This is a genomic window from Streptomyces sp. NPDC059897, from assembly GCF_042730865.1.
In the GTDB taxonomy this organism is placed as follows: Bacteria; Actinomycetota; Actinomycetes; order Streptomycetales; family Streptomycetaceae; genus Streptomyces.
On sequence record NZ_JBHWKQ010000022.1, the window covers coordinates 99,348 to 118,975 of the forward strand.

Annotated in this window: 24 protein-coding genes and 1 riboswitch; of the genes, 11 read left to right on the forward strand and 13 right to left on the reverse strand. The window is 70.8% G+C overall.

The genetic code is table 11. The features are described 5' to 3' along the window. Positions 1 to 18: 18 nt before the first annotated feature. Positions 19 to 870 carry a helix-turn-helix domain-containing protein gene (locus ACFV9W_RS23835; RefSeq protein WP_385764109.1) on the reverse strand — a complete coding sequence of 284 codons (852 nt, stop codon included), beginning with the start codon at positions 868 to 870 and terminating at the stop codon, positions 19 to 21. 284 nt (positions 871 to 1,154) lie between these two features. On the opposite strand from ACFV9W_RS23835, the gene ACFV9W_RS23840 reads away from it, so the two are divergent. Further along, on the forward strand, positions 1,155 to 1,592 hold the full coding sequence (locus ACFV9W_RS23840) for an ATP-binding protein (protein ID WP_385764111.1): 438 nt from the start codon (positions 1,155 to 1,157) through the stop codon (positions 1,590 to 1,592). On the opposite strand, the gene ACFV9W_RS23845 is transcribed toward ACFV9W_RS23840, so the two are convergent. The 4 genes from ACFV9W_RS23845 to ACFV9W_RS23860 all read right to left on the reverse strand — a co-directional run bounded on the left by ACFV9W_RS23845 (position 1,576) and on the right by ACFV9W_RS23860 (position 4,081). Next, the gene (locus ACFV9W_RS23845) at positions 1,576 to 2,049 is read right to left on the reverse strand and encodes a DUF6328 family protein (RefSeq protein WP_385764113.1); all 474 of its coding nucleotides are present in this window, start codon (positions 2,047 to 2,049) and stop codon (positions 1,576 to 1,578) included. The genes ACFV9W_RS23840 and ACFV9W_RS23845 overlap by 17 nt on opposite strands. 48 nt (positions 2,050 to 2,097) lie before the next feature. Continuing rightward, entirely contained in the window at positions 2,098 to 2,571 is a 474-nt protein-coding gene (locus tag ACFV9W_RS23850) for a C40 family peptidase (protein WP_385764115.1), read from the reverse strand. A gap of 3 nt (positions 2,572 to 2,574) precedes the next feature. After that, positions 2,575 to 2,786: riboswitch (cyclic di-AMP (ydaO/yuaA leader) on the reverse strand. A 343-nt stretch (positions 2,787 to 3,129) separates the two neighbouring features. Further along, complete coding sequence (locus ACFV9W_RS23855; protein ID WP_385764117.1) at positions 3,130 to 3,438, reverse strand: hypothetical protein; 309 nt, start codon at positions 3,436 to 3,438, stop codon at positions 3,130 to 3,132. Between the two features lie 7 nt (positions 3,439 to 3,445). Further along, complete coding sequence (locus ACFV9W_RS23860) at positions 3,446 to 4,081, reverse strand: ATP-dependent Clp protease proteolytic subunit (RefSeq protein ID WP_385764119.1); 636 nt, start codon at positions 4,079 to 4,081, stop codon at positions 3,446 to 3,448. Between the two features lie 90 nt (positions 4,082 to 4,171). Between ACFV9W_RS23860 and ACFV9W_RS23865 the strand changes: the two genes are divergently transcribed. The 8 genes from ACFV9W_RS23865 (at position 4,172) to ACFV9W_RS23900 (ending at position 11,051) form a co-directional block, all read left to right on the forward strand. Further along, positions 4,172 to 4,462, forward strand: coding sequence for a type II toxin-antitoxin system Phd/YefM family antitoxin (locus ACFV9W_RS23865; protein ID WP_385764121.1), 291 nt, complete (start codon positions 4,172 to 4,174; stop codon positions 4,460 to 4,462). 211 nt (positions 4,463 to 4,673) lie between these two features. After that, entirely contained in the window at positions 4,674 to 4,976 is a 303-nt protein-coding gene (locus ACFV9W_RS23870; RefSeq protein WP_385764123.1) for an urease subunit gamma, read from the forward strand. A 16-nt stretch (positions 4,977 to 4,992) separates the two neighbouring features. Continuing rightward, positions 4,993 to 5,304, forward strand: coding sequence for an urease subunit beta (locus tag ACFV9W_RS23875; RefSeq protein ID WP_385764125.1), 312 nt, complete (start codon positions 4,993 to 4,995; stop codon positions 5,302 to 5,304). Next, a complete protein-coding gene (locus tag ACFV9W_RS23880) occupies positions 5,297 to 7,018 on the forward strand; it encodes an urease subunit alpha (RefSeq protein WP_385764127.1) in 1,722 nt (573 codons plus the stop codon). Before ACFV9W_RS23875 ends, ACFV9W_RS23880 begins: the two co-directional genes overlap by 8 nt. 31 nt (positions 7,019 to 7,049) lie before the next feature. Continuing rightward, positions 7,050 to 7,724: an urease accessory protein UreF gene (locus ACFV9W_RS23885; RefSeq protein WP_385764129.1), complete on the forward strand. Its 675-nt coding sequence runs from the start codon at positions 7,050 to 7,052 to the stop codon at positions 7,722 to 7,724. Between the two features lie 122 nt (positions 7,725 to 7,846). Then, a complete protein-coding gene (gene ureG, locus ACFV9W_RS23890; protein WP_385764131.1) occupies positions 7,847 to 8,524 on the forward strand; it encodes an urease accessory protein UreG in 678 nt (225 codons plus the stop codon). Beyond that, positions 8,521 to 9,285: an urease accessory protein UreD gene (locus tag ACFV9W_RS23895; RefSeq protein WP_385764133.1), complete on the forward strand. Its 765-nt coding sequence runs from the start codon at positions 8,521 to 8,523 to the stop codon at positions 9,283 to 9,285. Before ureG ends, ACFV9W_RS23895 begins: the two co-directional genes overlap by 4 nt. Positions 9,286 to 9,416: 131 nt before the next feature. Further along, complete coding sequence (locus tag ACFV9W_RS23900; RefSeq protein WP_385764135.1) at positions 9,417 to 11,051, forward strand: alpha/beta hydrolase; 1,635 nt, start codon at positions 9,417 to 9,419, stop codon at positions 11,049 to 11,051. A 25-nt stretch (positions 11,052 to 11,076) separates the two neighbouring features. On the opposite strand, the gene ACFV9W_RS23905 is transcribed toward ACFV9W_RS23900, so the two are convergent. Together ACFV9W_RS23905 and ACFV9W_RS23910 are read right to left on the reverse strand one after the other, a co-directional pair. After that, complete coding sequence (locus ACFV9W_RS23905; RefSeq protein ID WP_385764137.1) at positions 11,077 to 12,114, reverse strand: NAD-dependent epimerase/dehydratase family protein; 1,038 nt, start codon at positions 12,112 to 12,114, stop codon at positions 11,077 to 11,079. Between the two features lie 120 nt (positions 12,115 to 12,234). Beyond that, complete coding sequence (locus ACFV9W_RS23910) at positions 12,235 to 12,951, reverse strand: lysophospholipid acyltransferase family protein (RefSeq protein WP_385764139.1); 717 nt, start codon at positions 12,949 to 12,951, stop codon at positions 12,235 to 12,237. Between the two features lie 218 nt (positions 12,952 to 13,169). Between ACFV9W_RS23910 and ACFV9W_RS23915 the strand changes: the two genes are divergently transcribed. After that, positions 13,170 to 13,562, forward strand: coding sequence for an SSI family serine proteinase inhibitor (locus tag ACFV9W_RS23915; RefSeq protein WP_385764141.1), 393 nt, complete (start codon positions 13,170 to 13,172; stop codon positions 13,560 to 13,562). 19 nt (positions 13,563 to 13,581) lie between these two features. Here the strand turns inward: ACFV9W_RS23915 and ACFV9W_RS23920 are convergent, their stop codons facing one another. From ACFV9W_RS23920 to ACFV9W_RS23940, 5 genes are all read right to left on the reverse strand, one after another. Then, positions 13,582 to 13,740, reverse strand: a complete 159-nt coding sequence (locus ACFV9W_RS23920) for a hypothetical protein (protein WP_326020160.1) — start codon at positions 13,738 to 13,740, stop codon at positions 13,582 to 13,584. Between the two features lie 100 nt (positions 13,741 to 13,840). Further along, a complete protein-coding gene (locus ACFV9W_RS23925; protein ID WP_385764143.1) occupies positions 13,841 to 14,794 on the reverse strand; it encodes a cytochrome c oxidase assembly protein in 954 nt (317 codons plus the stop codon). A 110-nt stretch (positions 14,795 to 14,904) separates the two neighbouring features. After that, positions 14,905 to 15,930 (reverse strand): 6-phosphofructokinase, encoded by a 1,026-nt coding sequence (locus tag ACFV9W_RS23930; protein WP_385764145.1) that lies wholly within the window; start codon positions 15,928 to 15,930, stop codon positions 14,905 to 14,907. A 179-nt stretch (positions 15,931 to 16,109) separates the two neighbouring features. After that, on the reverse strand, positions 16,110 to 16,841 hold the full coding sequence (locus tag ACFV9W_RS23935; RefSeq protein WP_385764147.1) for a type 1 glutamine amidotransferase: 732 nt from the start codon (positions 16,839 to 16,841) through the stop codon (positions 16,110 to 16,112). A 36-nt stretch (positions 16,842 to 16,877) separates the two neighbouring features. Then, entirely contained in the window at positions 16,878 to 18,116 is a 1,239-nt protein-coding gene (locus tag ACFV9W_RS23940) for a MurT ligase domain-containing protein (RefSeq protein ID WP_385764149.1), read from the reverse strand. A 141-nt stretch (positions 18,117 to 18,257) separates the two neighbouring features. Here ACFV9W_RS23940 and def point away from each other — a divergent pair, with 141 nt between their 5' ends. Then, entirely contained in the window at positions 18,258 to 18,803 is a 546-nt protein-coding gene (gene def, locus ACFV9W_RS23945) for a peptide deformylase (protein WP_385764151.1), read from the forward strand. 39 nt (positions 18,804 to 18,842) lie between these two features. Here the strand turns inward: def and ACFV9W_RS23950 are convergent, their stop codons facing one another. Then, positions 18,843 to 19,496: a TetR family transcriptional regulator gene (locus tag ACFV9W_RS23950; RefSeq protein ID WP_385764153.1), complete on the reverse strand. Its 654-nt coding sequence runs from the start codon at positions 19,494 to 19,496 to the stop codon at positions 18,843 to 18,845. Between the last annotated feature and the right edge of the window lie 132 nt (positions 19,497 to 19,628).

Consider the following 19,628-nt stretch of genomic DNA (forward strand, 5'->3'; position numbering starts at 1 on the left):
AGGTGTCGGCGTCCTCGTTTACCCGGCAATCTTTGCGATGAATTCCAGCGAATCCTCGGGTGACCTGGCATGGAGCAGAAGAGCGTCAAAGGCGTCCGTGTACGCCTTGAGGTCTTCTTTCCGTTCGAGGTAGAGGCTACTCGTCAAATGGTCGAGAACAACCACATCCAGATCAGATGTGTTCGGAAAAGAGAACACAACGAAAGGCCCTGTCAGGCCGATATGACCACCGGACGCGAACGGAAGCACCTGGATCCGGACATGCGGCATCGCCGCCGCCTCGGCCAGATGTGTCAACTGCCGCCGCAGCACACCGTTCCCGCCCACCTCCCTGCGCAGCACCGCCTCGTCGAGCACCGCGGTGAGCCGCAGCGGAGGATCGGCGCGCAGCACGTCCTGGCGTGCGAGCCGCACCTCCACCAGCGCGTCGATGTGCCGGTCCGGCGCCCCGTTCAGCACGGAACGTGTCACCGCGTGCGCGTACTCGGGTGTCTGCAGAAGCCCTGGTACGACGCTCGTCTCCAGAGTCCTGATGCGGCACGCCTGGGACTCGAGACTGATGAAATCGCGGTAGGCGGGCGGCAGCAGACCGCGGTACGCGTGCCACCAGTGGTGCCCGCCCGCCTCGTCCCCGCCGGCCAGCGCGACCAGCAGCTCCCGGATCCCGGGATCGCGGGCCTCGAAGGCGTCGAGCAGCCGCAGCACGTCCGAAGGCTTCACGCCACTGCGCCCTGTCTCGATCCTGCTCACCTTCGACTGGTGCCAGCCGACGAGCCGGGCCGCCTCCCCGCTCGTGAGGCCGGCCTGGACGCGCAGCGTCCGCAATTCGGCACCGAGCTTGCGGCGGCGTACCGCGGGACCGTATTTCATGGAGGACTCCTCGGGCTCCTCGCGCCACCCGGCCGGGCTCCCTCCCGGCCCGCACGGGACGCGTGTCTGAGCCGACGGTAGAGGACGGAGCGTGTCCCGGCCCAAATACGGTCCACCGGCGCAGAGTTCACCGCATCGAGCGACAGATATATGCATATCTTGGGGGATCGGCACCACAGTGGGACGTCCAAGTGGCAATCTGGCGCGAAGCAGTTGCCGGGGCCCGCGCGCGAGCGATCCGCGAGGCCGGACGAGCCACCTCGGCGGGAAAGGGACACGTCGCCATGGCAGACCATCAGGAAGCATCCGTCACCCTGCCGAGCGATCCCGCCTCGGTCTCGTCCGCCCGCAGGTACGTCGCGTCGGTTCTCGCGGAGTGGGGCATGGCGTCCGGCACCGACGCGGCGGACACCGTCCGCCTGATCGTGTCCGAACTCGCGACGAACGCGGTGCAGCACACCCTCGGGCAGTCCCCGACGTTCACCGTCGACATGGAGCTGGAGCGCGACGAGCAGCTGCGCATCGGCGTCACCGACAGCCATCCCCGCTACCCCAAGCGGCTGCCGGCCGCGGTCCAGCAGGACAACGGGCGGGGGATGGTCATCATCCGCTGTCTCACCGCGGAGTGCGGCGGCACCCTGACGGTGCGGCCGACCCCGGAGGGCGGCAAGACGGTGTGGATCACACTGCCCTGGGTGGCCTCGGTCAGTCGTCCCGCTTGAGGACCGCCCGCCGCATCAGCCACGGCAGCAGCCCCCACAGCCCGGCACAGATGCAGAACGCCCCGACGCCCGCGGCGATCCCGCCGGCCCTGCCGACGGTCACATCGACCACGAGCAGCACGGACCCGGTGAGCGCCAGCACGAGCGCCGCCATCCCGTACGCGGCGAGCCGTGAGGACACCCGTACGATCCGCCGCTTCGCGCCCATCTGGAACAGCACCCGGTGCACCGCGGCCGGCGCCGTGAACAGCGCGGCCGCGATGACCGTGAGAAGCAGCGTCGTCACGTACGTGGTCCGTTGGACCGTGTCGAGCGACGGGAACCGGGGAGTGAAGGCGAGCGTCAGCAAGAACGCGAACAGGAACTGCACACCGGTCTGGGTGACCCGGAGCTCCTGAAGGAGCTCACCGAAGTTCCGATCGGCGCGTTCCAGCGGCGTTTCGTTGCGCTCATTCATCCCTTACGAGTATCCGCTCGCGGCACGCTCAAGCGCGAGCGCGGCGCCTCACCGCACCCGGCCGTACAGCACGCTGTTCGTCCAGATCCGCTCCAGACGGACCACGGAACCGGTCTTCGGGGAGTGCCAGATGCGGCCCTTGCCGGCGTAGATGCCGACGTGGTAAATGCTCCGGCCGGAGCGGAAGAACACCAGGTCACCACGTGAGCGATGGGACCTGGAGATGTGCTTGGTCCGGTTGTACTGCTGGGCCGCGGTGCGCGGCAGCTTCTTGCCGGCCCGCTTGAACGAGTAGAGCGTGAGCCCCGAGCAGTCGAACCGGTGCGGCCCGGCGGCGCCCCACTTGTAGGGCGCACCCTTCTTGGACGCGGCGACCTGCAGTGCCTTGACCGATGCCGTCGCCGCCGATGCCTCGGATGCGGCGCCCGGGACCATGAGCCCCCCGCCGGCGACGGCGAGGGAGAGGGCGGAAGCGGTACCCGCCCGGGTCAGCAGCGACGGAACACGATTCAGCGCAGTCATGCGCAACCCTTCGTCAACCGCCTGTGAAGGATGACCTGTCGGGTTCGGGTGGCGAAGTTGCCCGGCCGCGTACCGCGGCTTCACCCCAAGGACCGTCCGGCGCGGCCTCTGACGAGGTGCGGCGGGGGCCCGTCGTGCTCGGGTCCTCCACTCCTGCCGATGCACTCCTGTCGACCTGGCATCCGCACGCTGGCAGGACTCGGCGTCCGTGCGGACCGCCCCGCCGCGGTGGCGGGGGCTTGTCGTCGCAACGGATCTTCACGCACGGCCGAGGCGAAAACCGTGGTGAACCGGCGGTAAGTGAGGCTCGTCACGCTTGACCCGTTCGGGTGGACGGTGCGGCTTTCGCCCCTGCCCGCCGAGGCCCGACGAGGCCCGTACCAGCGGCGGAAGGCCATATTCCGGCGGCCGCCTACGACGCGTACGCAACTTTGCCGGGCTCATTTGCGTACCGGAGGCTGGGCCGTCCGGGGTACCCCGTCTGGGTCGTTTGGGTCGCGGTCCGGCGGCTCGGATGTCCGGTGAACGCTCTGCGGCTCCGGTTGACTCGAACCGACTTCAACCGACCGGTTCTGAAGGAAGCGTGACCCGATTGGTTCGCCGCTCCCCGTCCAGGACGCGCAGCGCCCGCGCCAGCGTGCTCGCGTGCATGCGGCTCTCGCCCCTCTGGTGCATCAGGTTCAGCGCGTCCCGCAGTTCGACGGCCCTGCTCGCCAGCGCCTGCGCCGCGCGCAGGCCGCTGTAGGTGTCGTCGCCCCGGGCCGGGTTGATCCGCGCGACGAGATCGACGACCTCCAGATAGCGGTCCACGAGTTCGCACTCGGCGCGGGTCAGCGCGGGCAGCGGCGGGAGTTCGGGCGGATACATCGGCCGATCACCTCGCGCCGGGGGAGCGCAGGGTGGCGGTCCGGTTCTCCACGACGTGGTCCACCAGGCCGTACTCCAGGGCCTGTTCGGCCGTCAGCACGGTGTCCCGCTCGATGTCCGCGCCCACCTGTTCCTTGGTGCGTCCGCTGTGCCGGGCGAGCAGCTCCTCCAACTGGTCGCGCATGCGCGTGAGTTCACTCGCGTAGATCTCGAGGTCGCTCGGCTGGCCCTGGGCCGGCTCGGGCAGCGAGGGCTGGTCGATCACCACGCGCGCGCCGGGCAGCGTCATCCGCTTGCCCGGTGTCCCCGCCGCGAGCAGCACCGCGGCCACGGACGAGCACTGCCCCAGACAGGTCGTCGCGACGTCGCAGCCGACGAACCGCATCGTGTCGTAGAGCGCGGTCATCGCGCTGAACGAGCCGCCCGGGGAGTTGATGTACAGGGAGATGTCCCGGTCGGGGTCCAGGTACTCGAGGTGCATGAACTGCGCCATCACATCGTTCGCCGAGACGTCGTCGACCGGCGTCCCGAGGAAGACGATGCGCTCTTCCAGAAGCTTCGAATAGGGGTCGAGGGTGCGGCTGCCCGAACTGGTGCGCTCGGTGAACTCGGGCAGGACGTAGCGGCCGGACGGACGGGGCATGGGGGCCTCCTCAAGGCGCTGCTTCAGGTCTGGCTGCGGTGCGCGCTTCTCTAAAAATGTACAGGACGTACATGACGTACGATGGTGGGCATGGGCTACGAGATTCCGGTGACGCAGGCCAGGGCTGAGCTCGCCGACCTGATCAACCGCGTCGTCTACGGCGGCGAGCGCGTGGTCGTCACCCGGCACGGCAAGCCGCTCGTCGCCCTGGTCTCGGCCTCCGACCTGGAGCGACTCGAGGCGGCGGGGGAGCCCGTCGGGGACTCCGTGGATGAACCTGTGATCACGTCTGTGTCACGGATTGGCTCCCTGGCGTCCGCTCCGGGCGAACAGCAAAGGTTCGGTATTGCCGCCGAGCACCGCGGCTCCGAAATCGGGTAGTGCGCCCGGCGTTCAGCAATAAGACGGTCAAGCGTCGGTTAACGCCGTTGAAACTCCGCTGAATTAGCCTTCAGTTCCAGGTCATCGGCCCCTTTCAGGGGCAGGGGTCCGCACAGGTGTCCGTATTCCGTGTGTGTTACATCTAGACCCGTCGCGGTGGCCGCGGCAGCCGGGCCCGCACGGCCCGGCATGAAGGACTGTGAGGTGGATCGTGCAACTGACCCCGCACGAGCAGGAAAGACTGCTCATCCATGTGGCATCCGACGTCGCCGAGAAGCGTCGGGCCCGGGGTCTCAAGCTCAATCATCCCGAGGCGGTCGCCCTGATCACCTCGCACATTCTCGAAGGCGCCAGGGACGGGCGCACGGTCGCCGAACTCATGGCATCCGGCCGCAAGTTGCTCTCCCGTGACGAGGTCATGGACGGCATCCCCGAGATGATCCACGACGTCCAGGTCGAAGCGACGTTCCCGGACGGCACCAAGCTCGTCACCGTGCACGAGCCGATCGTCTGACGGGGGAGCGGAAGCCATGATTCCCGGAGAGATCCTCTTCGCCGACGAACCCGTCGTATACAACGAGGGCCGCGACGTCATACGTATGACGGTCCTCAATGCCGCCGACCGCCCCATCCAGGTCGGCTCCCACTACCACTTCTACGAGGCCAACCCCGGCCTCGACTTCGACCGCGCCGCCGCCCGCGGCAAGCGGCTGAACATCGCCGCGGGCACCGCCGTTCGCTTCGAGCCCGGCATTCCCGTCGACGTCGAACTCGTAGCCCTCGCAGGCGGTCGCATTGTCACCGGCCTGCGCGGCGAGACCGGAGGTGCCCTCGATGCCTGAGCTGTCCCGCGCCGCCTACGCCGATCTGTTCGGCCCCACCACCGGCGACCGCATCCGCCTCGCCGACACCGACCTGCTCGTCGAGATCGAGGAGGACCGCTCCGGCGGGCCCGGCCTCTCCGGCGACGAGGCGGTCTTCGGCGGCGGCAAGGTGATCCGCGAGTCCATGGGCCAGTCGCGCGCCACCCGCGCCGACGGCACCCCGGACACCGTCATCACCGGAGCCGTGGTCATCGACCACTGGGGCATCGTCAAGGCCGACATCGGCATCCGCGACGGCCGCATCACCGCCATTGGCAAGGCCGGCAACCCGGACACGATGGACGGCGTCCACCCCGACCTCGTCCTCGGCCCCGACACCGAGATCATCGCGGGCAACGGCAAGATCGTCACCGCGGGCGGCATCGACACCCACATCCACTTCATCTCGCCGACCCAGTTCGACGAGGCCCTCGCCTCGGGCGTCACCACGCTCGTCGGCGGCGGCACGGGCCCCGCGGAGGGCTCCAAGGCGACCACCATCACGCCCGGTTCGTGGCACCTCGCCCGGATGTTCGCGGCGATGGAGAACAGCCCCGTCAACATCGGCTTCCTCGGCAAGGGCAACACCATGTCGAAGGACTCGATGCGCGCCCAGCTGCGCGGCGGCGCCATCGGCTTCAAGATCCACGAGGACTGGGGCGCGACCCCGGCGGTGATCGACGCCTGTCTCGACATCTGCGAGGAGTCCGGCGTCCAACTCGCCATCCACTCCGACACGTTGAACGAGGCGGGCTTCGTCCAGGACACCTTCGACGCGGTCGCGGGACGAACCCTGCACGCGTTCCACGTCGAGGGCGCCGGCGGCGGGCACGCGCCCGACATGATCACCGCGGTGTCGCTGCCCAACATGCTGCCGTCGTCGACGAACCCGACGCGGCCGCACACCGTCAACACCGTCGAGGAACACCTCGACATGCTGATGGTCTGCCACCACCTCAACCCGGCGGTGCCCGAGGACCTGGCCTTCGCCGAGTCCCGCATCCGGCCCACCACCATCGCGGCCGAGGACATCCTGCACGACCTCGGCGCCATCTCCATCATGTCCTCGGACTCGCAGGCCATGGGCCGCGTCGGCGAGGTCATCATGCGGACCTGGCAGACGGCGCACGTGATGAAGCGCCGCCGCGGCTTCCTGCCCGGCGACACCCGCGCCGACAACGTTCGCGCCCGCCGCTACGTCGCCAAGTACACGATCAACGCCGCCGTTTCGCAGGGCATCGACCACGAGGTCGGCTCCGTCGAGCCCGGCAAGCTCGCCGACCTGGTGCTCTGGGACCCGAAGTTCTTCGGCGTGAAGCCGCAGCTCGTCGTCAAGGGCGGACAGATCGCGTACGCGCAGATGGGCGACGCAAACGCGTCCATCCCGACGCCGCAGCCGGTGCTGCCGCGCCCGATGTACGGGGCGTACGGCAAGGCGCCGCAGGCCAACTCGGTCAACTTCACCAGCGAGTGGGCGATCGAGGACGGGCTGCCGGAGCGGCTCGGGCTCGGACGGTCGTTCGTGCCGATCCACTCCACCCGCGGCCGCGGCAAGTCCGACATGGTCAACAACGACGCCCTGCCGCGCGTCGAGGTCGCCGCCGACTCGTTCGCCGTGACCATCGACGGCGAGCTCGTCGAGCCCGCCCCCGCCGCCGAACTGCCGCTCGCGCAGCGGTACTTCCTGTTCTGATGCGGACTCTCACCAGCCGGGTGCGTACGTCATGACGCGCGCCGCACTGCTCGTCCTGGCCGACGGCCGCTTCCCCGCCGGTGGGCACGCCCACTCCGGCGGGGCGGAGGCCGCGGTCAAGGCGGGCCGTATCACCGGCGCGGCGAGCCTGGAGGAGTTCTGCCGGGGCCGCCTGCACACCAGCGGCGCCGTGACCGCCGCCCTCGCCGCGGCGGCCGCGCTCGGCATCGACCCCGTCGCGCTCGACACGGCCGCCGACGCGCGTACGCCGTCGGCCGCGCTGCGCGTCGCCGCACGCAAGCTCGGGCGGCAGATGATGCGGGCCGCGCGTGCCACCTGGCCGCATCCCGAACTCGACGCCCTGGCACGGCAGTTCCCCAAGGGGGCGCACCAGCCCGTCGTGCTCGGGCTCGCCGCGCGGGCGGCCGGGCTCGGGGCGCAGGACGCCGCGTACTGCTCCGCGTACGAAGGGGTGAGCGGGGCCGCCACCGCCGTCGTACGGCTGCTGAGCCTCGATCCGTTCGACGCCACCGGGGTGCTGGCGCGGCTCGCGCCGGAGGTCGACCGGGTGGTGGCCGATGCGGTGGAGGCGGCGCGGCGGGCGGTCGAGCTCGGTGTCGATGCGTTGCCCGCGGGGTCGGCGCCGCTGCTTGAGATCGGCGCGGAGGCGCATGCGGCCTGGCCCGTCCGGCTGTTCGCGTCCTAGACGACGTCGGCCCGCCGCACCCCGGGGGCTTCGCCCCCGGACCCCCTTGTCCTCAATCGCCGGACGGGCTGGTCGTTACGCCAGTCGGAACGGCGAATCCTCACCTTGGAGTTGTGATTTCTATGCACCTGGGACACCACCACGACGAAGCCTCCGCCGTCTCCGCCGATGCCCACCGGCCCGACGGGACCCGGCGGGCGCTGCGCATCGGGCTCGGCGGGCCCGTCGGTTCGGGCAAGACAGCCACCGTCGCCGCGCTGTGCCGCGCGCTGCGCGAGGAGCTCTCGCTCGCCGTCGTCACGAACGACATCTACACGCGTGAGGACGCCGCGTTCCTGCTGCGCGAGGCCGTGCTGCCGCCCGAGCGGATCACCGCCGTGGAGACGGGCGCCTGCCCGCACACCGCGATCCGCGACGACATCTCCGCCAACCTGGAGGCCGTCGAGGACCTGGAGGACGAGGTCGGCCCGCTCGACCTGATCCTCATCGAGTCCGGCGGCGACAACCTCACCGCCACCTTCTCCAAGGGCCTCATCGACGCGCAGATCTTCGTGATCGACGTCGCGGGCGGCGACGACATCCCGCGCAAGGGCGGCCCCGGCGTCACCACCGCCGACCTGCTCGTCATCAACAAGACCGACCTCGCCCCGCACGTCGGCTCCGACCTGGCCCGGATGGAGGCCGACGCCAAGGAGGCACGCGCCGAACTCCCCGTCGTGCTGCAGTCCCTGCGCTCCGAGGTCGGCGTCGGGGACGTGGCCGCCTGGGTGCGCTCGCAGCTCGCCGCGTGGACCGCGTGAGCGCCGGAGTCCGGTCCACCGCCCGGATCGTCGCGCGCGGCGACGGCCGGGGCGGGACCGCGCTGCCCGTCATGGCGGGCGAGGGCTCGTTCGCGCTGCGCCGTACGCGCGGCGCGGCGCCCGCCGAGTCCCGGGTGATGCTCGTCGGCGCCATGAGCGGCCCGCTCGGCGGCGACCACCTCACCGTGGAGGCACGCGCCGAGGAGGGGGCCCACCTGCACGTGGGCTCCATCGCCGCGACCATCGCCCTGCCGGGGCAGGCCAAGGACCCGGCCCAGTACGACGTACGGATCGAGGTCGCCGACGGGGCCCGCCTCGACTGGCTGCCGGAACAGCTGATCTCAGCGGGCGGGAGCGATCTGCGGGTCCACACGCGCGCCGAACTCGCCGCGGGCGCGCGGCTCGTGCTGCGCGAGGAGCAGGTGCTCGGGCGCGTGGCGGAGGAGCCGGGCCGGCTCACCAGCAGGCTCACCGTGTACCGGGCCGGGCGTCCGCTGCTCGACCAGGAGCTGGCGTGCGGTCCGGGCGCGCCCGGCGGCTGGGACGGCCCCGCCGTGCTCGCCGGGCACCGGGCGCTCGGCCAACTGGTCGTCGTACGCCCGGAATTCGAGACGGAGAAGCCGGCCGCCGCCCTGCTCGACGAGGCCGGGACGGCCGCGCTCACGCCCCTCGTGGGCCCTGCCGTGCTGGTCACGGCGGTGGCGCCGGACGCCCTGCGGCTGCGCCGGACGCTCGACGAGGCCTTGGGCCGACTGGCCTGATCCGCTCACCGGGCGAGTTATACCGTTTATCGGATTGGTAAAGAACGCCCGCTGTCTCTGTTGCAGGGGGCACCGCACGCGTCAGGATCCGCGTACCGATCAGCAACACGATCGACGTACGGATCGAATCGATGTGCGGGAGGCCTCACTTGAGACGGACCAGACAGACAGCGCGCGGCAGCCGGAAGGCGGTGATCGGCTCCGCGGGCGCGTTCGCCGCGGCGGCGCTGATAGCGGGCGCGGTCACCGCCCCCGCAGCCCAGGCCGACGCCCAGAAGTCCGGTGCGAGCACCGCCGATCTGCAGGCGCGCGGCGCCGCCCTCGCCGCCGCCAAGGCCGCGAAGGCCGGCATCGACTGGAAGGACTGCCCCGCGGACTGGGGCATCGCCAAGCCCATCCAGTGCGGCTGGGTCAGCGTGCCGCTCGACTACGCGAAGCCGAACGGCAAGCAGATCAAGCTCGCCGTGGACCGCATCGGCAACACCGGCACGAAGGACGAGCGCCAGGGCTCCCTCGTCTACAACCCGGGCGGCCCCGGCGGCTCCGGCATGCGTTTCCCGACGCGTGTGACCACCAAGAACCCGATCTACGCGAAGATGGCGAAGGCCTACGACTTCGTGGGCTTCGACCCGCGCGGCGTCGGCCACTCCGCGCCGATCTCCTGCGTCGACCCGCAGGAGTACGTCAAGGCGCCGAAGGCCGACCCGGTGCCCGACTCCGAGGCCGACAAGCTCGCGCAGCGCAAGCTGGCCAAGGAGTACGCGGACGGCTGCTATGAGAAGAGCGGCGAGATGCTGCCGCACATGACGACGCCGAACACCGCGCGCGACCTCGACGTCATCCGCGCCGCCCTCGGCGACAAGAAGCTCAACTACCTCGGCGTCTCCTACGGCACCTACCTGGGCGCCGTCTACGGCACGCTCTTCCCGGGCCACGTCCGCCGCATGATCGTCGACAGCGTGGTCAACCCGGCGAAGGACAACATCTGGTACCAGGCCAACCTGAACCAGGACATCGCCTTCGAGGGCCGCTGGAAGGACTGGCAGGACTGGGTCGCCAAGAACGACGCGACGTACCACCTCGGCGACACCCGCGCGAAGGTGCAGCAGCAGTGGGAGACCCTGCGCGCCGCCGCGAAGAAGAACCCCATCGGCGGGCTCGTCGGCCCGGCCGAGCTGATCGCCTTCTTCCAGAGCGCGCCGTACTACGACTCGGCGTGGGCGTCCACCGCCCAGGTGTGGAGCAAGTACGTCGCCGGTGACACCCAGGCCCTCGTCGACGCCGCCGCCCCCGACATGTCGGACACCGCGGGCAACGCCTCCGCGGAGAACGGCAACGCCGTCTACACGGCCGTCGAGTGCGCCGACGCCAAGTGGCCCACCAGCTGGTCGAAGTGGGACAGGGACAACACCGAGCTGCACAAGCAGTACCCGTTCATGACGTGGGCCAACGCGTGGATGAACCTGCCCTGCGCCACGTGGAAGACCAAGCAGCAGACGCCGCTTGACGTGAAGACCGGCAAGGGCCTGCCGCCGGTCCTCATCGTGCAGTCCGAGCGTGACGCCGCCACCCCGTACGAGGGCGCCGTCGTGCTGCACAAGAAGTTCAAGGGCTCCCGCCTGATCACCGAGAAGGACGCGGGCTCGCACGGCGTCACCGGTCTCACGAACCCCTGCGTCAACGACCGGGTCGACACCTACCTGCTCACCGGCAGGACCGACGCCAAGGACGTGACGTGCGCCCCGCACGCCACGCCCAAGCCGTAGTCGCAGCCGTAGCAGTTCGACAGGCCTACGCGGCCGAGGACGCCAGCCAGACGTCCTCGGCCGCGTAGTCGAACAGACCGGTCGTGTACGACGCGACCATCTTCGGGAACCCCGTCTCCCAGTCCTGCTCCCGCAGCCGCGCGGTGAGCCACTCGACGGTCTCCGGGAGCGCGTCGGCGTACGTCGTCACCGGCTTGTACCCCAGCTCCCGCTCGGCGGCCGACATGTCGAAGACGAGCGGGTGCGGCAGCGACCACGGGGTGTCCCCGACGGTCTCCGCCGGCGGCGGTCCTGGCACCAGCACCGTCTCCGTCTCCACGCCCATCAGCTCGTCGATCATCGTGCCGATCCGGGCGACGTTCGGACAGTCCGGGTCGGCGCCGTTCAGCACCCGCGAGCCCGGACGGGCCGCGGCGAGCCGCACCAGCTCCGCCAGATTCCGGACGCTCGCCGGATTGAAGCGGCTCTCCCCTTCGAACGCGAGCACCCGCCTGCGGCGCCCGTCGAGGTTCCGCTTCACGAAGTACAGCTCGCGCGGAGTGCGGCAGTGCGGTCCGTGCACCGCGGCCGCCCGCAGCAGGGTCGTCGGCAGCGCTTCGCCGAGCGCCAGCAGATCCCGCTCGAGGCGCACCTTGCGCGTTCCGTACGTCGCGTCGCCTGGCGCGACCGTACGGTCGGTCTCCCGCACGGGGCCGTCGTAGCGGGGCCAGCCGTCCGGCTCGGCCTGCGTGTCGAAGCTGCGGCCCGCGTCGTCCTCGTAGACGGCGCCGCTGGAGATCACCACCGCCGAACCGACCCGGCCGGCCAGCCGCGCGAGCTGCCGCCCGTGCTCCCGGGTGAAGGCCACCATGTCGACGACGAGGTCGACGCCGTCGCCGACCAGCTCCGCGAGCGCCGCGTCGTCCGCCCGGTCGAGCCGCACCGCGCGCACCCCCTCGGGCCAGCCCGCGTCCCGCCCGCCGCCGCGCGAGGCCGCCGTCACCTCCCAGCCGTCCGCCGCGAGCGCCCGCACCGTGGGCCGCCCGATCTGCCCTGCCGCACCGATCACCAATGCCTTCTTCATGGCGGGACCGTACGTCGGCAACGGCCGCCCGGACCCCGGAATCTGCTCAGCGCAGAGCGTGGAACCGGGGGAGTCCGGCTGGGCGCGGTGCGGGAACGGGGGCGCGACACCTGGGGGAGATCAGCTCAGCGGCAGCCGCGGGAACTTCCGGGCCTTCTCCTCCTCGGCCTCCGCCTTCACGAGGGCCGCGTACTTGTCGACGTACTCCTGCCCGGACAGCTCCAGGATCGCGTACATGATCTCGTCGGTGACCGCCCGCAGGATCGCCTTCTCGTCGTCCATCCCGACGTAGCGCGAGAAGTCGAGCGGCCTGCCGAACCGGATCGTCACCCGGTGCATCTTCGGGATCTTCTGGCCGGGCGGCTGCGCCTCGAACGTGCCGATCATCGCGCAGGGGATCACCGGGGCCTGTGCCTTGAGCGCCATCGCGGCGACGCCGACCTTGCCCTTGTACAGGCGCCCGTCGTGCGAGCGCGTGCCCTCCGGGTAGATGCCGAGCAGCTCGCCCCGGCGCAGCACCCCGAGTCCCTCGCGGATCGCCGCCTGCCCGGCCTCCTTGCCCGAGCGGTCGACCGGGATCTGGCCCGCGCTGCGGAAGAACGTCGCCGTCAGCCGCCCCCTGATCCCCGGCCCGGTGAAGTACTCGGCCTTCGCCAGGAACGTGATCCGCCGCTTGATGATCGCGGGCATCAGGAAGTGATCGGCGAACGACAGATGATTGCCCGCGACGATCGCGGCGCCGGATTCCGGTATGTGCTCCAGACCCTCGATCCGGGGCCGGAAGAGCAGCCGCAGCAGCGGCCCGAGGATCACGTATTTGAGCAGCCGGTAGAACATCCCGATCGCCTTCCCCCACGAACCGCTTGAACCGCTTGAACCGCTTGTACTGCCGCTTGTACCGCCGCGTGCTTGCGCACAGTAACCAATCGGCAGCGCCCGCGCGAGAGCCCGATCGGGCCTTCTCCGGGGCCGGAACGGCGCGTCCGCTTGGCGGCGGCGGCCCTGGCGGGTGCCCTGTTTCCACCCTGACGTCCAAGCACCGGAGGTTCTTCCGTATGCGTTCCGTCCACGTGGCCGCTGCCGCGCTCCTGTCCCTGGCCGCGGCGGCACCGGCCGCGGGCGCCGCGACCACCGGGCCCGAGCAGCCGCGCGAGCTGTTCCTGACCGTCTCCGGCGCCGACGACAACCGGACCCGAAGCGTCCACCTGAACTGCGTGCCCCGGCCCTCGGGCGAGCACCCGCACGCCGCCGACGCCTGCGCGGCCCTGGAGGCGGCCGGGGGCGACCTGGACGCGCTGCCGGTCGAGCAGCAGCTGTGCACCCAGATCTACGACCCGGTCACCGTCAGGGCCACCGGCACGTACCGCGGCAAGGCGATCGCCTGGCACAAGACCTTCGGCAACCCCTGTGCGATGGCGGCGTCGACGGGCCCCGTCTTCCGCTTCTGAGCCCCGGTGGCGGCGGCCGTCAGCTGCTGCGCGACGCCACCATGGCGACGGTGAGCAGGCCGAGCACCACCCAGCCGAACCACAGCCACCCATTGCTGCCGAGCGCCACCGTGTAGGCGGTCACGGCCACCAGGCCGCCCACGGTGAACGCACCCATCGTCTTCGTGGAACCGGGCATCACACACCCTCCTCCCAGCAGCCGGACAACGTCCGAGCCGCGACCAGGAGGCCATATTCACCCGTAACGGGGCAGTGGCGCTACTGCCCGCGCCGGATGGCTACTGCGTGCGCCCGTGGAGCGAGGCCAAGTAGGCGTTGTACGCCTCCAGCTCCTTGTCGCCGTCCCGGTCCGCGGCGCGGTCCTTGCGGCGCGCCTGCCGGTCGTCCGACTTCTTCCACTGGAAGAGCAGGGCCAGCAGCACCAGGACCGAGGGCACCTCGCTGAACGCCCAGGCGATGCCGCCCGCCGCCGTCTGATCGGCGAGCGGATCGATGCCCAGGGAGGCCGGCGGGTTCTCGAACGTGCCGACCATCGTCGTCGACGCCATCATCAGCGCGATGCCGAAGAAGGCGTGGAACGGCATGCCCGCGAACAGCTCCAGCATCCGCATCACATAGCCGGGCCGGTGCGGGCCCGGGTCCACGCCCATGATCGGCCAGAAGAACACCAGGCCGACGGCGAGGAAGTGCACCATCATCGCGATGTGACCGACCTTCGACCCCATGAGGAAGTCGAAGAGCGGCGTGAAGTACAGCGCGTACAGGCTCGCGATGAACAGCGGGATCGTGAAGGCCGCGTGCGTGATGATCCGCATGTAGCGGCTGTGCAGCAGCGCCAGGAGCAGCTCGCGCGGGCCCTTGCTGCCGCGCTTCGAGGCCACCGGCAGCGCCCGCAGCGCGAGCGTGATCGGGGCGCCCATCAGGAGCAGGATCGGCGACAGCATGCTGATGACCATGTGCTGCACCATGTGCACGCTGAACATGACCATGCCGTAGTCGTTGAGCTTCGTGCACATCACCAGGCCGATGCTGAGCACACCCACGACGTACGAGATCGTCCGCGACACCGGCCACGCGTCACCGCGCCTGACCAGGCGCAGCACACCCCATCCGTAGAGGGCGAGCGCCAGCAGGCACCCGACGAGGAAGAAGGGGTCGGCCGACCATTCAAGGCCACGCCCCAGCGTGAACGGCGGCAGATCCATGTTCATGCCGTGCCCGCTGTGATCCATCCGCCGGCTCCTGTTGCTCGTTTCGTACGGATTGTGCGAACCCAGAGTAGAACTGCCCCCGGCCGTCGTATCGGCCGGGGGCAGTTATGCGTGCTGGGGAGGCGTCCGGGTCAGAGCACGCACTCGGCTTCGGCGTACCGCTCGTCCGGCACCGTCTTCAGCGTCTGGACGGCCTCGGCCAGCGACGTCATCACGATGTCGGTGCCGCGCAGCGCGGTCATCTTCCCGAACTCGCCGCGGTGCACGGCCTCCACGGCATGCCAGCCGAACCGCGTCGCGAGCACACGGTCGTACGCCGTGGGGGTGCCGCCGCGCTGCACATGGCCGAGGATCACGGGGCGGGCCTCCTTGCCGAGGCGCTGCTCCAGCTCGATGGAGAGCTGCCGCGCGATCCCCGCGAAGCGCTCGTGGCCGTAGACGTCCTTGCCGCCCTCGTCGTACTCCATCGAACCGGCCCGGGGCTTGGCGCCCTCGGCGACGACGACGATGGCGAACTTCTTGCCGGCCTCGAACCGCTCGCCGACCTTCTTGGTCAGCTCGTCGATGTCGAAGGGCCGCTCCGGGACGACGACGGCGTGCGCGCCCGCGGCCATGCCGGAGTGCAGCGCGATCCAGCCGGTGTGCCGCCCCATGACCTCGACGATCAGGACACGCTGGTGCGACTCGGCGGTGGTCTTGAGGCGGTCGAGCGCCTCGGTGGCGACGCCGACGGCCGTGTCGAAGCCGAAGGTCACGTCGGTGACGGCGATGTCGTTGTCGATCGTCTTCGGTACGCCGACGATCGGCAGGCCGTTGTCCGAGAGGAGGCGGGCCGCCTTCAGGGTGCCCTCGCCGCCGATCGGAATGATCGCGTCCAGGCCGAGGTCCGCGACGTGCCCCCTGGCCCGCTCGACGCCGTCACGCAAGTGCGCGGGCTGGACGCGGGAGGAGCCGAGGATGGTGCCGCCGCGGGCGAGGATGCCGCCCACCGCGTCGAGGTCCAGCTTGCGGTAGTCGCACTCGAGCAGGCCCTTCCACCCGTCGTGGAAGCCGATGACCTCGTCGCCGTGGTCGACGACGGCACGGTGCACGACCGAACGGATCACGGCGTTCAGACCGGGGCAGTCTCCGCCGGAGGTGAGGACACCAATACGCATAAGCCCGGAATACCTTTGCAAACGTGGGCCGATGGCCGGACCACGCCGTCCGGCTGGACCCCCGTACCTTATCGGCGTCCGGGGGCCCTTCCGCACGGGGCGTCCGACTGGTGGACCGGCCTGCTCACATGGGCGCGGGGGCGCACCGAAGGGCCCTCGGGGAGGGCCCTTCCAAGGCGTCAGGCGGGCTGCGCCGTGGCCGCGGAGATCCGCTCGTTGCGGAGCTCCTCGTACCAGTGGTCGTTCACCGGCGGCAGCGCGTTCACATCGAGCGCCAGCTTGATCAGCAGGTCGGCGATCTGCGGATTGCGCGCGAGCACGGGCCCGTGCATGTACGTGCCGAAAACGGTGTCGTTGAAGGCGCCCTCGGTGCCGTCCCCCGTGCCGTTGCCCTTGCCGATGCGGGTGCGGGCGAAGGCGCGCGCGGTGGGGCCCAGGTGCGTGACGCCCTGGTGGTTCTCGAAGCCGGTCAGCTCCGGAAGGCCCAACTCCGGGTCGATGTCGCCCAGTACGTCACCGACGCAGCGCTCGCCCTCGCCGCGCGTCGAGACGACGTCGAGCAGGCCGAGGCCGGGCTCGCGCTCACCGAGGTCGTTCACGAACTCGTGGCCGAGGATCTGGTACCCGGCGCACACGGAGAAGACGATCGCGCCGTTGCCCACCGCGCGCTGCAGTCCGCCGTCGCGGCGCAGCCGCTCGGCCGCGAGGCGCTGCGGCCGGTCCTCGCCGCCGCCGATGAGGTAGATGTCGCCGGAGGTCGGCACCGCCTGGTCGCTGCGCACGTCGTAGCGCTCGACCTGGAGGCGGCGCTGCTGCGCGCGGCGCTCCACCACCAGCGCGTTGCCCTGGTCGCCGTAGGTGCTCAGGAGGTCGGGGTAGACCCACACGAGACGCAGGCTGTTGTCACTCATGCTCATGATCCTTCGCTGGTCCTCGTCAGGGCGGGGTCAGTTGCCCACACGCCGGCGGACGTCCTGGAACGCGGTGTAGTTGGCGATCAGCTCGATCCGCCCCTGGGGCGACATCTGCACCGCCTCGTCGAGCGTCTCGCAGACCCGGAAGTCCAGGCCCGCGACCTCGAGCCGGACCGCGAGGTCGAGCCGGCGGTCGCCGATCACCGCGATCGGGTGCCCGGCGAGGCGCGTGTAGTCGACGTCCCACAGCCAGGAGGTGTCGGTGCCGTCGGCGCCCCGCGCGTTGACCGAGAGGATCACCGGGGTCGGCGGCGGGTCGATCAGAGTGAACGTTTCGAGCCAGCCCGCCGGGTTCTTGGCGAGCAGCAGCCGCAGGTCGCGCTCCAGGAACTGCACGACGTCGTAGCGGCCCGCGACGGCCTGCACCTGGTACATGCGCTCGAGGGCGACCTGCGGGGGCACGCCGAAGCAGGCGGCAACGGCCGCCGACGTCGCCGCGTTCGCCTTGTTGGCGCGGCCCGGCAGCTGGAGGTTGATCGGCCAGGCCGAGCCGTGCGGGTCCACGACGTGGTCGCCCTGGAGCGCCCAGCTCGCGGTCGGCCGGCGGAAGCCGCACTCCCCGCAGAACCAGTCGTCGCCGGGGCGCTGCATCACGCCGCCGCACGCCGGGCAGGACCAGGCGTCGTCCTTCCACTCCTGGCCCGCGGCGACCCACACCACGTTCGGCGAGGAGGAGGCGGCCCAGACGATCAGCGGGTCGTCCGCGTTCGCGATCACGATGGACTTCGAACCGGCGAGCCCCTCGCGCCACTTCTCGGCGAGCATGCGGGTCTCACCGGCGCGGTCCAGCTGGTCGCGCGAGAGGTTGAGCAGCGCGATCGCCTTCGGGTCGGTGTCGCGGGCGACACCGGCCAGGTACTTCTCGTCGACCTCGATCACGCCGTACTTGGCCTCGCCGCCGCCGGCCAGGGCGGAGGTGATGCCCGCGGGCATGTTCGCCCCCAGGGCGTTCGACACGACGGGGCCGCTGGCGCGCAGGGCCTCCGCGAGCAGTCGCGTGGTCGTCGTCTTTCCGTTCGTGGCCGAGACGAGCACCACGTCCAGGTGCTGGGCGACCCGCGCGAGCAGCTCGGGGTCGAGCCGCAGCGCGACCTTGCCGCCGATCACTGATCCGCTGCCGCGGCCCGCCGCCCGCGACACCGCGGCCGCGGCCCGGCCGGCCGTCACGGCCAGCTTGGCGCGCGGAGTCATCGGCTCCGAGTTGCCTGCCATCTTCCTGGGTCCTCCTTGCGTACGGCGCCGCGCCTGCCCCCGGCATCGTTTATGGGCTCAGCCTATCGAGATCCTCCGACAAGCCCGAACAGCGGCACCACCAGCACTTCGTGGTCCGTACTGGACCGTACCCTTACCCGCATGCGACACGGCTCGATCCCGGGCGCCTCAGGGCGCGTACGACCCCTGACCCTGCTCGGCGAAGCCGTGCTGCACCAACCCTGCGCGCAGGTAACGGACTTCGGCCAGGACCTCGCGCGCCTGGTCGAGGACATGTTCGCCACGATGTACGCGGCTCAGGGCGTGGGACTCGCCGCGAACCAGGTCGGCGAGGGACTGCGGGTGTTCGTCTTCGACTGTGAGGATGACGACGATGTGCGCCACGTCGGCCACGTCGTGAACCCGCGCCTGGTCGAGGCCGACGGCGAGGTGATCCGCGGCCCCGAGGGCTGTCTGTCGCTCCCCGGCCTGGAGGCGGGCACGCCGCGCTTCGACCACGCGCGCGTGGAGGGCGTCGACGTCGACGGCGAGCCCGTGGTCATCCATGGCACGGGCTGGTTCGCCCGCTGCCTCCAGCACGAATGCGACCACTTGGAAGGGCGTACGTACACGGACCGGGTCACCGGGTGGCGGCGCAGGAGGGTGCTGCGTCAGGCGGCGAAGGCGCCGTGGGCGGCGCCTTCCTGAGGGGGTGCGGGGTGCCTTCCTGAGGTGTCGCGGGCGGGCTCAGAACCCGGGGCCGCCCACCTTGTCGCCCGCCGCGGCGAGCCGCCCCCACAGGAGGTCGGCGAGGCCGCGCACCAACTCGGCGCGCTCGCACGGGCGGTCACCGAGCCACCAGTCACCGGCGGCGTGCATCATGCCGACGATCCCGTGGCCCCAGACGCGCGCGAGCTGCTGGCTCCCCGGGCCGAGGTCCACGCGCTCCTCGATGACCTCGGCCAGCTCCTCGCCCATGCGGCGCAGCAACGGGAACGAGTGCCGTCCAACGTCGAACCCGGATTCGGTGGGGGAGCCCTCCGACGGATGCATCAGGAAGCGGTAGACCTGAGGGCGGGCCTCGATCGCCGCGAGGTAGGTGTCGAGCGTCGCCTCCACGCGCTCGCGGCGCTCCGCGGGCGCGTCCAGGGCGGCCCGCAACGAGGCGAGCAGCGCGTCCGTGTGGCGCGTGGCGAGCGCGGCGTACAGGCCGCCCTTGTCGCCGAAGTGCCGGTACAGGATCGGCTTGGTGATCCCGGCCTCGGCCGCGATCGCGTTCATCGAGGCGCCGGGGCCGTCCCGGAGCACCACGCGGTCCGCGGCCTCCAGCAGCTCCCGCCGCCGACGCTCGGCGGCGGACTGCTGGTCCGCGCGCTGATCGGTCCGCTGTGTGGTCTCCATGAGCTTTTCTCCCCGCCCCTGCGATTGCCTGACGCACGCGAAAGGTAACACCCGATGGCCGTCCGGCATCGAACGCGTACTCGGAGGTTGACAGGGGCTACTCGCCAGTAACAGACTCGGGTTACCTTAAGT

What these genes read in the sequence shown, in the direction of transcription:
- def (WP_385764151.1), top strand. Translation starts at nt 18,258, where the DNA reads ATGCGACACGGCTCGATCCCGGGCGCCTCAGGGCGCGTACGACCCCTG.
- ACFV9W_RS23910 (WP_385764139.1), bottom strand. Translation starts at nt 12,951, where the DNA reads ATGTTCTACCGGCTGCTCAAATACGTGATCCTCGGGCCGCTGCTGCGG.
- ACFV9W_RS23855 (WP_385764117.1), bottom strand. Translation starts at nt 3,438, where the DNA reads ATGTATCCGCCCGAACTCCCGCCGCTGCCCGCGCTGACCCGCGCCGAG.
- ACFV9W_RS23835 (WP_385764109.1), bottom strand. Translation starts at nt 870, where the DNA reads ATGAAATACGGTCCCGCGGTACGCCGCCGCAAGCTCGGTGCCGAATTG.
- ACFV9W_RS23905 (WP_385764137.1), bottom strand. Translation starts at nt 12,114, where the DNA reads ATGAAGAAGGCATTGGTGATCGGTGCGGCAGGGCAGATCGGGCGGCCC.
- ACFV9W_RS23920 (WP_326020160.1), bottom strand. Translation starts at nt 13,740, where the DNA reads ATGCCCGGTTCCACGAAGACGATGGGTGCGTTCACCGTGGGCGGCCTG.
- ACFV9W_RS23950 (WP_385764153.1), bottom strand. Translation starts at nt 19,496, where the DNA reads ATGGAGACCACACAGCGGACCGATCAGCGCGCGGACCAGCAGTCCGCC.
- ACFV9W_RS23935 (WP_385764147.1), bottom strand. Translation starts at nt 16,841, where the DNA reads ATGAGTGACAACAGCCTGCGTCTCGTGTGGGTCTACCCCGACCTCCTG.
- ACFV9W_RS23880 (WP_385764127.1), top strand. Translation starts at nt 5,297, where the DNA reads ATGCCTGAGCTGTCCCGCGCCGCCTACGCCGATCTGTTCGGCCCCACC.
- ACFV9W_RS23860 (WP_385764119.1), bottom strand. Translation starts at nt 4,081, where the DNA reads ATGCCCCGTCCGTCCGGCCGCTACGTCCTGCCCGAGTTCACCGAGCGC.
- ACFV9W_RS23865 (WP_385764121.1), top strand. Translation starts at nt 4,172, where the DNA reads ATGGGCTACGAGATTCCGGTGACGCAGGCCAGGGCTGAGCTCGCCGAC.
- ACFV9W_RS23915 (WP_385764141.1), top strand. Translation starts at nt 13,170, where the DNA reads ATGCGTTCCGTCCACGTGGCCGCTGCCGCGCTCCTGTCCCTGGCCGCG.
- ACFV9W_RS23850 (WP_385764115.1), bottom strand. Translation starts at nt 2,571, where the DNA reads ATGACTGCGCTGAATCGTGTTCCGTCGCTGCTGACCCGGGCGGGTACC.
- ACFV9W_RS23900 (WP_385764135.1), top strand. Translation starts at nt 9,417, where the DNA reads ATGTGCGGGAGGCCTCACTTGAGACGGACCAGACAGACAGCGCGCGGC.
- ureG (WP_385764131.1), top strand. Translation starts at nt 7,847, where the DNA reads ATGCACCTGGGACACCACCACGACGAAGCCTCCGCCGTCTCCGCCGAT.
- ACFV9W_RS23925 (WP_385764143.1), bottom strand. Translation starts at nt 14,794, where the DNA reads ATGGATCACAGCGGGCACGGCATGAACATGGATCTGCCGCCGTTCACG.
- ACFV9W_RS23885 (WP_385764129.1), top strand. Translation starts at nt 7,050, where the DNA reads ATGACGCGCGCCGCACTGCTCGTCCTGGCCGACGGCCGCTTCCCCGCC.
- ACFV9W_RS23875 (WP_385764125.1), top strand. Translation starts at nt 4,993, where the DNA reads ATGATTCCCGGAGAGATCCTCTTCGCCGACGAACCCGTCGTATACAAC.
- ACFV9W_RS23845 (WP_385764113.1), bottom strand. Translation starts at nt 2,049, where the DNA reads ATGAATGAGCGCAACGAAACGCCGCTGGAACGCGCCGATCGGAACTTC.
- ACFV9W_RS23940 (WP_385764149.1), bottom strand. Translation starts at nt 18,116, where the DNA reads ATGGCAGGCAACTCGGAGCCGATGACTCCGCGCGCCAAGCTGGCCGTG.
- ACFV9W_RS23930 (WP_385764145.1), bottom strand. Translation starts at nt 15,930, where the DNA reads ATGCGTATTGGTGTCCTCACCTCCGGCGGAGACTGCCCCGGTCTGAAC.
- ACFV9W_RS23840 (WP_385764111.1), top strand. Translation starts at nt 1,155, where the DNA reads ATGGCAGACCATCAGGAAGCATCCGTCACCCTGCCGAGCGATCCCGCC.